The organism is Enterococcus olivae (assembly GCF_053760925.1).
This window is the reverse complement of the sequence record NZ_JBSMVT010000032.1, coordinates 17352-29256: the sequence shown is the minus strand read 5'-3', so window position 1 is coordinate 29256 and position 11905 is coordinate 17352. Positions and strand designations below refer to the sequence as shown.

Genomic DNA, 11905 nt, shown 5'->3' with positions numbered 1-11905 from the left:
CCGAATTTATTCTATACTTATCCATGAGATAGTCCTTTTTATTGGTCTTGGATAAGTCATCCAAGTGCTAGTATAAAGGATTTTTTTGTTTCATGGAATAGGTTATAATTTTAATGCAACACTAGTGAAATTTTATCAAAAAAATGTTTGTTGAAAGCGCTTGACTTTTATTTAGTTTAACGTTAAACTAAACGAGAAAACAAATGGTTTAACATTAAACTAAAATTTGGGAGGATGTTTTTCATGAAGAAAAAAATAGTAGGTGCTTTATTCTCTGTGTTGCTGATTAGTAGTTTGGCTGCATGTTCTTCAGGAGGAAGCTCTGGTGGCGGAGCAAAAGATGAAAATGCGGACAAAGGATTGGACGTACTGGGAGATACGATCCAATTCGATCCAAACAAGCTAGTCAATGAAGGAGAGCCGATCGCACTTGAATATTGGACCTGGGGCGATAATGACCCAGCGATCAAAATGGCAGAAGCATACGAAGAAATTTATCCAAATGTAACAATTAAGCCAGTGATTCAGCCGTGGGATGATTTTTGGACGAAATTGCCACTATCTTTACAAGGAGACAATGGTCCGGCAGTATTCAATATCCACAACTCTCAACATGATTTGATCATGCCATATTTGGAAGCTTATGACATTCCTGTGGAAGATTTGCAAGCAGACTTCAATTCAGTAGATCCTCACATCATTGATGGTAGTGTGTATTACACAGACAGCGTGATCAATACGGGAAATATTTATTACAACAAAGCACTTTGGGAAGAAGCTGGCTTGACCGAAGCCGACATTCCAGTGACATGGGATCAATTTAGAGACGTAGCTAAAAAATTGACGATTATTGAAGATGGCAAACTTGTGCAAGCAGGCTTCAACTACAATGGTGAAACTTACAATGCCTTGTATCAAGGAATGAACTACCAAAAAGGCGAGCTATTGTTCACAGAAGATGGACAAACAGCAAATTATGACAATCCAGTAACACTTGAAAATGCCCAGTTCTTTGTTGATTTGTATGAAAAAGACCAAGTAGGATCGAAAGACTTTGGGGATGATTCAACAATGAGCTTTGGGAATGGACAGACAGCAATGGTCTACAAATGGGGCTGGATGGTCGCCGAACTGGAAAACAAATACCCTGAGATCGACTATGGCGTATTTGCAACACCGACACCAACAGAAGAAGTACCATTTGCTTATGATCGCTTCAACGGCGAAAGTACACCAGGAATCAATAAGAACCAATCAGAAGAGCAACGTGCAGTAGCACAAGATTTCCTTCGTTTCTTATTGGCAAACGATGAGTATTCAGTAACTGCAGGTCTATCAATGGCATCCTTCCCAACGAAAAAATCATTGGCGGACGATTCTAGAATTCTAGAAGATCCAGTATTGAGTGTAATCGCACCACGTGTGGAACGTTTGATCTGGCCAGGACCATTCCCATCAACAGTCGAAACTTCTGCTAAGCAAGCAATCGAAGACATTCTGTACAATGGCAAAGCAATCGACACGGCTGTAAAAGAAGCACAAGATCGGATGGATAGCGACATGAGCGGTTCCGATTTCACTTCACTTGAAAGCAGCTACCAGTTCTTTGACGAAGCAAAATAAACAAACGGAGCGCTGGCAGATATTATGCCAGCGCTTTACATTAAAAGAAATAAGGATGCCAGTCCTACTTTACCAGTCTCACTTACTAGGAACTCCAAGCTAGTGAGATGGTATGCGTAGAGAGGATCAAACTTAAATTTTCGTTTTTTGAAAATTTAAATACTCTCAAACGAAATAGCTCTAGGAACCCCAAACTAGCGGAATAGCTCTAGTAGTTCCAAGCTAGTGGAATGGTATACGGCATTTCGATCAAACTAAAATTTCGTTTTTCAGAAATTTTAATACTTTAAAAGAAATAAGGAGTGACATCAATGAAGGACAAAACGCTGCAACAGTCAAATATATTCAGCTTACGAAATATTACCATTGTTTTTTTGGTCGGTTATTTTGGTATTTTTATTATCTATCCTATTTATAAAGCATTTGCAGGGAGTTTTCATGATTGGAATCCCTTGATTGGTAAATATGATTTTATTGGATTAGAGAACTTCAAGAGTGTGTTGACAAACAATCTGTTCTGGAGCTCGATTACGAATACATTTATTTTTTCATTTTTCTCGGTCGTTTTTCGGATCATTATTGGTTTGGGACTAGCGATGCTCTTATATTCTAAATTGGCTCGTTTCAAAACCTTTTTCCGTGGCATGTTCTATATGCCGACGATCACACCGTTGGTCGCTGTTTCCTTTGTTTGGATGTGGCTGTACAATCCACAGTTTGGTTTGATCAACAAGGTATTCGACTTGGATATCAACTGGCTGAGAGATCCTAACTGGGCACTGCCAGCGATCATTATTATGACGATCTGGAAAGATTTTGGTTACGCTACGGTAATTTTCTTGGGTGGTCTGATGGGATTACCAGATGAAGTTTTTGAAGCAGCCGATATGGACGGCGCGTCCAGATGGCAACGATTTGTGCATATTACGTGGCCTTTGCTGAAACCTACAACACTCTTTGTCACGATCACTTCATTGATCACGTATCTGCAAGCCTATGTACAGATTCTGATCATGACTGAAGGGGGACCAGGAACATCAACCTATGTGATTTCCTACTTGATCTTTGACGAAGCCTTCGTCAAATACAATTTCGGTACAGCTTCGGCAATGGCGATCATCTTGTTTGTTCTGATCGGAATTCTGACTGCGATCATGTTCAAAATAACTGGAGAAAGTGAGGGATTAGCCTAATGGATGCTCAAAAAATAAAAACAACGATCTTTAATGTGATTTTACTGGTGATTGCTTTCATCACGGTCGTACCTTTCCTTTGGATGCTGGTTTCATCCTTTGCTCCAAATAGTGAGATCGTGAAAATCGGTGGTAGCTTTTTCCCAACACCGTCCACCTTTGATAATTATAGAAATATCCAAGAGAACTTTGGCTTTATGCGCATGTTCCTAAACAGTTTGTTTGTTTCTTTGACAGTTACAGCGTTAACGATCTATTCTAGCGCCTTGATCGGTTTCGTTTTTGCTAAATTTAGATTTAGAGGGCGGGGCTTACTGTTTGGTATGGTGCTGAGTTCATTAATGCTTCCATGGGCAGTGACGATCATCCCTAGATATGAAATGATGGTCACCTTTGGCTGGTTGGATTCTTATCAAGCACTGATCGTTCCATCGATGGTCAGCGGTTTTGGTATCTTTATGTTCCGTCAGTCGATCTCGCAGATCTCTGATGAGATGCTGGAAGCAGCTAGAGTGGATGGGGCATCTGATTTCTTTATTTTCCATCGAATCATTCTGCCAATGTCTCGCAATACGATCTCCAGTCTGGCAATTTTCCAATTTTTATGGAGTTGGGAAGATTTCTTATGGCCGTTCTTGATGATCAATGATGAAAGCAAGCAGCTGATCTCTGTTGGTTTGCGTTTGTTCAATGGACAGTATGGAACAGACTATGGCGGTTTGTTCGCGGCAACATCTGTTTCGATCATTCCGGTAATCATTGTGTATCTGATTTTCCAAAAACAATTTATCTCAGGAATCGCCAGCGGTTCTGGAAAATAGTTTTTCCCTAAAACGCTTCAATGTAATGGTATACTTAGAGATGAATAGACGAAAAAGGGTGATAGCCAATGAGAGTGACCATTAAACAAATTGCTGAAGAAGCAGAAGTTAGTCTAACAACAGTCTCTAATGTTATTAACAAAAGATTCCATCGGGTCTCCAAGGAAAAAATCGCTTTGATCGAAAGTATCATCGAAAAGTATAACTATACACCGAATATGAATGCTCGTTCACTCGTGCAATCTTCTTCTCAGTTGATCGGTCTACTGTATTATTCCGATGAACCGGATCTGTCTTTTTCCGATCCTTTTATTGCTGAGATTTTGTCTGGGATCAATGAACAGGCAAAAAAAGCTGGTTATTTTGTCTTGGTACACAATATCAATTCCAAAGAGGATGTCAAAACGATCCAAAAAAACTGGCTTTTCGAAGGTTTCATCGTTGTGGGCGTGTGGGGCAGACAATTTGTAGAGATCAACGAAGTGTTTGACCGTCCAGTCGTGTATATCGATACACATTTATCCAAAGAAACACTGGCACTGGTCCAGGAGCAACCGGACCGGAGCTTTGTCAACACAGATGACTATGCAGCGGGGGTCCTAGCTGTTGAGCATTTGATCGATTACGGTCACTCAAACATTGCGTTTCTATCCTATGACTATGCCTTCAACGAACCAAGCGTTATCGAAGAACGCTATCGTGCGTATGTCGATACCTTGAAGAAGCATGATTTAAGAGTCGCTGAGGAGCATATTTATACCGATCATGAGTTTGACAGACTTCTAAAAGATCTGTCGCAGTTTTCCGCGATCGTTGTTACAGGAGACTTTTTGGCAGCAAGACTGTTCAAATATTTGAAAAACCGAAGTGAATTTTCGATAAACACGTTGTCTGTCGTCAGCTTTGATGATATTTCTTTTGCTGAACTGATGGATCCACCCTTAACAACGGTTCGATTGGAACAGAGAAACAAAGGCATATTGGCATTTGAACAATTGATTGCTTTGGCGAATGATCAAGAAGTTGAGTCACACTTGCTGTTGCTGGAAGGCCAGCTGATCAGCAGAAAATCAGTACGAAAATTAGAGTAGTAGAGGCCCTTTTTGGAGGGCTCTCTTCATTTTAAGAATATAAAAGAATAAAGGATTGATGTATAGATGAAGAATGTCTTTCAAGGAGAAAATTATCGCCTCACCGTTTTAACTAAGCAGTTGATCCGACTGGAATATTCCGAAAACGGTTATTTTGAAGATGGTCAGACACAGATCGTACAAAATCGTCAGTTTGACCTTCCTGATTTTGAAGTGATCGAAAGGGAGGATCAGCTGGAGATCATCACTGATTCTGTCCATGTCCATTATAAAAAGGGACCGTTCTCAGCGATGAACCTTTTTATTGATGCTCGAAACAATTATTCTGCTTATGGCAATCGCTGGTATTACGGAGAAACCTATGAGACGTTGAAAGGAACAACGCAGACTCTGGATCATATCGATGGAGCAACAGAGCTAGAAGAGGGAATCATCAGTAAAAATGGTTTTGCGATCCTTGACGATTCAGAGAGCTTTTTATTAAATGACGGTGAGCCAGTTTTACGTCCGAACAAAGAGATCGATCTTTATTTCTTTGGACATGGCCGTGACTATTTAGGAGCGTTGAAGGACTTCTACCATTTGACTGGAAGTACTCCTTTGCTCCCTCGTTATGCTTTGGGTAACTGGTGGAGCAGATTTTGGAAATATTCAGAGGAATCTTACCTAGAATTGATGGAACGTTTTGAAGCAGAAGGTGTACCTTTGGCTGTCAGTGTCATCGATATGGACTGGCATTTGACAGATATACCTGCTCGTTTTGGTAGTGGCTGGACAGGTTACTCTTGGAACGAAGAGCTTTTCCCAGTTCCCGAGCGTTTTATGCAAAAATTACATGACAAAGGTTTGAAGGTGACGCTGAATGTCCATCCTGCTGATGGGATTCGTGCCTTTGAAACAGTCTATCCCCAGGTTGCTGAACGAATGGGACTGAATCAGGAGTTAGAGCAACCAGCTTTGTTTAACATCTCTGATCCGACCTTCCGCGAAGCCTATTTCAAGGATGTTCATCATGAGTTGGAAAAACAAGGCGTCGATTTTTGGTGGATCGACTGGCAGCAAGGAATTAAAGGGAAAATGGCTGAGATCGATCCACTTTGGTTATTGAATTATTATCATTATCAGGACATCGCGAAGAAAAATGAAAACGACATTATTTTGTCTCGCTATGCGGGTCCCGGCAGTCACCGTTATCCGGTAGGCTTTTCAGGAGACACGATTATTACTTGGGACTCTCTGGCTTTTCAGCCTTACTTCACTAGTACGGCTTCCAATATTGGTTATACTTGGTGGAGCCATGACATTGGCGGACATATGAACGGTTACCATGATGAAGAATTGGCTTTGCGTTGGGTTCAGCTAGGTGTTTTCAGTCCGATCAATCGACTGCATAGCTCAACGAGTCTCTTCAGTGGTAAAGAGCCTTGGGGTTATTCAAATCAAACTTGTCAAGTTATGAAACGTTTCTTGCATTTACGCCATGAATTACTTCCTTATCTTTATACAAGCAATGTGAGAACACACGAAGATGGATTGCCTTTGGTTACTCCAATGTATTATCATTATCCGATGGAGGAAAACAGCTATCAGGTACCCAATCAGTACTTCTTTGGAACAGAGCTGATGATTGCTCCGATCACGGAAAAAACAGCAGGCCGTTTCAAGACAGCGAAAACCACAGTTTGGTTGCCAAAAGGGACCTGGTATGATTTCTTCACGGACGTAAAATATGAAGGAGATATCCAGCTAAATGTCTATCGTAAAATCGATACGATGCCAATTTTTGTCAAAGAAGGCGGGATCGTGCCTTTAGATAGTCAGCCTGAGTTGACAGGCACACGTTTACCTGAAATAATTGACTGGCATATTTTTCCAGGAGCATCCAATAGCTTTGAGCTAGTTGAAGACGATGCCGGCAAACGAGCAGTCACTCGACTTGAACTGGATTGGGAAAACCATGCAGTGAGCCTAACGGTTACCGGAGACAGCGAGATTTCCCCTGAAAAGCGTCAGCACCGCCTGTGTTTCCATCATATGAAAGCAGAGGATATGCTGTTGGACAATGCGACACAAGAAGTGATTTTTGATAATGAAAGTCCTGCGACAAGTATTCATCACGAGTGGCTCTTTGAATGCCTTCATCGTGCAGAGCTGGACTATGATTTGAAAAATCAACTGTGGATGCAATTGACTGAGGAACAACCGTTAGCGAAAACAATGACTGTTTTGAACAAATTGGAACCGGAATTACGAGACCGTTTGTTTGAAATCGTTTATACTCAAGACAGAAACAAATAGAAGGAGCGGATAAAATGAACAAACATTGGTGGCAGGAAGTCGTGGTTTATCAAATCTATCCACGCAGTTTTAAAGATAGCAACGGAGACGGCGTTGGGGATATCAATGGAATGATCGAGGAACTGGATTATTTGAAAAAATTAGGTATCGGTGCGATTTGGTTGTCTCCTGTTTATCAGTCGCCGAACGATGACAACGGCTATGACATCTCTGATTATGAAGCGATCATGTCAGAATTTGGGACTATGGCAGACATGGACGAATTTTTGGCAGAAGCCAATAAACGTGATATCAAAATCGTCATGGATCTAGTCGTGAACCACACGTCAGATGAGCATCAATGGTTTGTTGAGGCACAAAAAGGCAAAGAGAATCCATACCGTGATTATTATGTCTGGGCAGATCCTGCCGAAGATGGTGGTGTGCCTAATGACTTGCGTTCAGCGTTTTCCGGTAGTGCTTGGGAACTGGATGAAGCCAGTGGTCAATATTACTTGCATTTATTCAGTAAAAAACAGCCCGATTTGAACTGGGAAAATCAAAAAGTGCGTCAAGCAGTGTATGAAATGATGAATTTTTGGATCGACAAAGGAATCGGTGGTTTCCGTATGGATGTGATTGATCTGGTAGGGAAAATCCCTTTGGGAGAAATCACAGGCAATGGCCCCAAATTGCATGACTACTTGCAGGAAATGAATCAGGCGAGCTTTGGTAAGCACGATCTGCTGACAGTTGGTGAGACTTGGGGAGCCACTCCGGAGATTGCTAAATTGTATTCCAATCCAGAGCGCAATGAGCTGTCGATGGTTTTCCAATTTGAACATATTGGATTGGATCAACAACCAGATAAAGAAAAATGGGATCTAAAACCAGTGTCAATTGCTGAACTAAAAGCAATCCTGACGAAATGGCAGACAGAATTAGGCAACGAAGGCTGGAATTCACTGTTTTGGAACAATCATGACTTGCCACGGATGCTTTCTCGTTGGGGCAATGACCAGGAGTATCGTCAGGAAAGTGCAAAAATGCTGGCGATCCTGCTACATATGATGAAGGGCACGCCTTATGTGTATCAGGGAGAAGAGATTGGGATGACCAATACGCCGATCACAGATATTTCTGAAGCCGAAGATATTGAAACGATCAATATGTACCAAGAACGATTGGCACAAGGTTATTCGAAAGAGGAGATCTTGACATCGATCAACGCCAAAGGTCGCGACAATGCCCGTCGTCCGATTGCTTGGACTGCTGAAAAAAATGGAGGCTTTACGACAGGAACTCCGTGGATCGCTTTGAATGACAATTATAAGGAAATCAATGTCGAAGCGGCTTTGGCTGATCCAGACTCGGTTTTCTATACTTATCAAAGATTGATTCAGCTACGCAAGGAACATCTGATCATGGTTTGGGGAGATTTTAAGTTGGTTGAGACAGGTGATCAAATCTTTAGTTATTATCGTTCTTATGAAGGAGAACGCTGGTTGATCGTGACCAATTTTTCAAATGAAGAACAGACCTTTACGTCTGATGAAACGGTCGCAGAAGTCATCATCCAAAACACTTCGGCAGACCTTTCTTCTCTAAAAGAGCTACAACTACAACCTTGGCAAGCCTTTGTTGTCAAAGTTAGTTAGGAGATTTTGTTTTTTTTAGTGGCGCTACACTACACAACAAAGTCTGCTTTTGTCGACCGTGAGACCAACTTAAGCCTAAAGTCTCAAGTCTGCCAAGCTTCAAACTGGGACTAATCGCTCAAGCGACCAGCCCCAGTAATTCACATTGGCTCTTAGGCACGGTGACGTCGCAGCCTTGTTGTTTCGTTTCGCTAAGCATAGACAGCTACTGCTTTCAGAATCAAAGTTATTCATGACTGAGTGGACTCTTTTAGCGTAACGGAGAGAAGAGCTTGCGTTGTCGCCGTGTCTAGAATTCAATGTGAATTAGTCTCCGTTATCAATTTGATTGGTTACCGAGACTTTGAAGCTTGAAAGTCGTGAGACGATAGGCTCACGACGGTTACACGGCTGACCTGAAGCAAGACCTTCTCGTAGTGTTAAGAGGCAAACAACAAACAATCAATCGTTTGAAGGATACCAGTTCGGCTTATCAGGAACTCCATACTGGCGGAATGGTATACGGCATTTCAATCAGACTAAAATTTCGTCTCTTAGAAATTTTAATACGTTAATAGAAATAAGGAGAGAATAAATGAGTAAATGGTGGAAAGAAGCAATTGGATATCAAATCTATCCAAGAAGTTTTAAAGATACGAATCAAGATGGACTTGGGGATTTGAACGGTATTCGTGAAAAATTACCCTATTTGAAGGACCTGGGGATCGATTTTATCTGGATCACCCCGATCTATGCCTCTCCTAACGTCGATAATGGCTATGACATTTCTGACTACTGTGCCATTTCTGAAGATTTTGGTACGATGGAGGATTTTCAAGAATTAGTCAAGGAAGCAAAAGTGCAGGACATTAAGATCATTATGGATCTGGTGATCAATCATACCTCTGATCAGCATGCATGGTTCCAACAATCTCGTGAAAGTGACGACAACGAGTACAGCGACTTTTACATTTGGCATGAGCCGGTGGATGGCAAAGAACCCAATGACTGGCAATCTATTTTTGGCGGATCGGTCTGGGCATACGATGAGAAAAGAGAGGCTTATTATTTCCATGCCTTTGCGAAGGAGCAGCCCGATCTAAACTGGGATTCACCAGCGATGAAGCAAAAAGTATTTGAAATGATCGAATGGTGGGTCGCACAAGGAATCGATGGCTTCAGAATCGACGCGATCTCTCACATTAAGAAGGATAGCTGGGACAAAGAGAGCAATCCGGAAAATGCGAGCGAGAACTATCAAAACGTTGAAGGTATCGATGTGTACCTGAAGGAATTAAGCAAATTACTCAAAAAAAATCAGATGATGTCTGTGGGTGAAGCTTCAGGGGTCACCGCTGAGGAAGCCGAAGTTTGGGTTGGTGAAGACGGCTATTTTGACATGATTTTTGAATTCGAGCACATCAATCTTTGGCGTTCAAAAACGAACGACGATGAGATCGATGTCCAGTCTTTCAAAGAAGCACTTATACGCTGGCAAGAAGCAGTGGCGGATGGCAAAGGCTGGAATGCCTTGTATATGGAAAATCATGACGTGCCAAGAAGCATCTCGGTTTTCGGAAATGACTCAGAAATCTATCGAACGATCTCTGGTAAAGCCTTGGCGATGGTCTATATGATGCTGCAAGGAACACCTTTCATTTATCAAGGACAGGAAATCGGTATGATCAACAAAGAATTCATGGGGATCGAAGAGATCAATGCGGTTGATTCTAGGAACCTGTATTTCCAATTGATCGAAGCAGGCTATTCTACTAGAGAAGCGATGGCAGTCGTTTCTGAAACAACGAGAGACAATGCCCGCACCCCTATGCAGTGGGACGGGTCAGAATATGCTGGCTTTTCTAAAGTCGAACCTTGGCTAGCAGCTCACAACAGCAAAGACTGGTTGAATGTGAAAGAAGAGCAAAACCATCCGACGTCTATTTATCATTTTTACAAACAGCTGATTGCGCTAAGAAAAGAACACTCTGCATTTGTAGAAGGGGCCTTCCAACATATTGATTTAGATGAAGAAGCGATCTTCTGTTATGAAAGAAAAGATCAGGAAGCGGCTTTTGTAGTTGTTGTCAATTTGAGTCAGCAAGCAAAAGAATTTGTTTCTTTAAAAGAGCTACCAAATAATTCGATGTTGCTATCAAATTATCCAGATTATGATTTTGAGACCCTGCGTCCGTATGAAGCACGCTTGTATCAAATTAGTGAAATTTAAAAACAAGGACTTAGAAAGTGATCGTTACTTTCTAAGTCCTTGTTTTGTTTAGCTTGTTTGTCCTGTTAAGAGACGAACTGGTAGCTTGTAGGCAGGAGACATTTCTTTTTCAGGATGGATAATGCGCTGGATCAAAAGATCGACCAACAGCTCGGCCAGTTCATCGATCGGCTGAATAACGGTAGACAGCTGCGGACAATGCTCTTGGATGAAACGTGTGCCATCATAGCCAATCAGCTTCAGTTTATCTGGGATCGCAAGATTGAGCTCATGACAGTTGTTTCTGACAAGCAAAGCGGTCAAATCGTCTGTGCAAAATAGTCCATCAAGATCGGATTCTTCTAGGATTCGTTTGATTTTCATGTTTTTTAGAACGAGAGAATGCTCAAAGGATTCAAAACGAAAGACTTGAGCTTCTAACTGATGCTTCTTCAGAAAATCGAGATAACCCTCCAAACGATCATTCGTCGGTGAATCAGAGGCATTGCTGCCTGTGATGATCCCGATTTTTCTAGCTCCCTGCTGATAGAGATATTCAGCCGCCAGACAACCACCTTGATAATTGTCGCTGCCGACGATCGGGATGCTTTCAGCCAATGCCCGGTCAAAGGACACGATCGGCAAATTCAATTCTTCGTATTCCTGAATCCCTAAATTATGAGCACCTGCAACAATACCGTCTACCTTGTTGGCTGCCAGCATATTGAGGTAATTGCGTTCTTTTTCTTTGTTGTTTGCGCTATTGCACAAAATCGATTTATAGCCGCGGTCAAAAAGTTTGCTTTCTAATTTCTCCACTAATTCACCAAAGAAGGGATGAGCAACAGAAGGAAAAATCAAACCAATCAGTTGAGTGTTTTTTCCTTGAAGGGAACGAGCCAATGAGTTGGGCTGATAGTTCAATTCTTTCATTGCTGCATGGACCTTGTCGATGGTTTTTTGACTCAGTGAACCATAGTTGTTAATGACCCGCGACACCGTTGTGGGAGAGACGCCTGCTTTGTTTGCTACATCAGTGAGTTTGATCGCCATG

The 11905-nt window shown here is 41.8% G+C and carries 8 protein-coding genes; 7 read left to right on the top strand and 1 reads right to left on the bottom strand.

Features of this window, described 5'->3' with window-relative positions:
- Window positions 1-243: 243 nt before the first annotated feature.
- From ACWODM_RS14705 to ACWODM_RS14675, 7 genes are all read left to right on the top strand, one after another.
- Complete coding sequence (locus ACWODM_RS14705) at window positions 244-1623, top strand: extracellular solute-binding protein (protein ID WP_455322099.1); 1380 nt, start codon at window positions 244-246, stop codon at window positions 1621-1623.
- Between the two features lie 311 nt (window positions 1624-1934).
- Entirely contained in the window at window positions 1935-2816 is an 882-nt protein-coding gene (locus tag ACWODM_RS14700; RefSeq protein ID WP_455322098.1) for a carbohydrate ABC transporter permease, read from the top strand.
- Window positions 2816-3637: a carbohydrate ABC transporter permease gene (locus ACWODM_RS14695; RefSeq protein WP_455322097.1), complete on the top strand. Its 822-nt coding sequence runs from the start codon at window positions 2816-2818 to the stop codon at window positions 3635-3637. The genes ACWODM_RS14700 and ACWODM_RS14695 overlap by 1 nt, the downstream gene beginning before the upstream one ends.
- 68 nt (window positions 3638-3705) lie before the next feature.
- On the top strand, window positions 3706-4728 hold the full coding sequence (locus ACWODM_RS14690; RefSeq protein ID WP_455322096.1) for a LacI family DNA-binding transcriptional regulator: 1023 nt from the start codon (window positions 3706-3708) through the stop codon (window positions 4726-4728).
- Between the two features lie 66 nt (window positions 4729-4794).
- Window positions 4795-7026 (top strand): TIM-barrel domain-containing protein, encoded by a 2232-nt coding sequence (locus tag ACWODM_RS14685; RefSeq protein ID WP_455322095.1) that lies wholly within the window; start codon window positions 4795-4797, stop codon window positions 7024-7026.
- Window positions 7027-7040: 14 nt separating this feature from the next.
- The gene (locus ACWODM_RS14680) at window positions 7041-8663 is read left to right on the top strand and encodes a glycoside hydrolase family 13 protein (protein WP_455322094.1); all 1623 of its coding nucleotides are present in this window, start codon (window positions 7041-7043) and stop codon (window positions 8661-8663) included.
- 574 nt (window positions 8664-9237) lie between these two features.
- A complete protein-coding gene (locus tag ACWODM_RS14675; protein ID WP_455322093.1) occupies window positions 9238-10872 on the top strand; it encodes a glycoside hydrolase family 13 protein in 1635 nt (544 codons plus the stop codon).
- Between the two features lie 48 nt (window positions 10873-10920).
- On the opposite strand, the gene ACWODM_RS14670 is transcribed toward ACWODM_RS14675, so the two are convergent.
- Window positions 10921-11904, bottom strand: coding sequence for a LacI family DNA-binding transcriptional regulator (locus ACWODM_RS14670; RefSeq protein WP_455322092.1), 984 nt, complete (start codon window positions 11902-11904; stop codon window positions 10921-10923).
- Window position 11905 lies beyond the last annotated feature (1 nt).

Coding starts and splice junctions, on each gene's coding strand:
- ACWODM_RS14705 (WP_455322099.1), top strand. CDS start 244: ATGAAGAAAAAAATAGTAGGTGCTTTATTCTCTGTGTTGCTGATTAGT.
- ACWODM_RS14700 (WP_455322098.1), top strand. CDS start 1,935: ATGAAGGACAAAACGCTGCAACAGTCAAATATATTCAGCTTACGAAAT.
- ACWODM_RS14695 (WP_455322097.1), top strand. CDS start 2,816: ATGGATGCTCAAAAAATAAAAACAACGATCTTTAATGTGATTTTACTG.
- ACWODM_RS14690 (WP_455322096.1), top strand. CDS start 3,706: ATGAGAGTGACCATTAAACAAATTGCTGAAGAAGCAGAAGTTAGTCTA.
- ACWODM_RS14685 (WP_455322095.1), top strand. CDS start 4,795: ATGAAGAATGTCTTTCAAGGAGAAAATTATCGCCTCACCGTTTTAACT.
- ACWODM_RS14680 (WP_455322094.1), top strand. CDS start 7,041: ATGAACAAACATTGGTGGCAGGAAGTCGTGGTTTATCAAATCTATCCA.
- ACWODM_RS14675 (WP_455322093.1), top strand. CDS start 9,238: ATGAGTAAATGGTGGAAAGAAGCAATTGGATATCAAATCTATCCAAGA.
- ACWODM_RS14670 (WP_455322092.1), bottom strand. CDS start 11,904: ATGGCGATCAAACTCACTGATGTAGCAAACAAAGCAGGCGTCTCTCCC.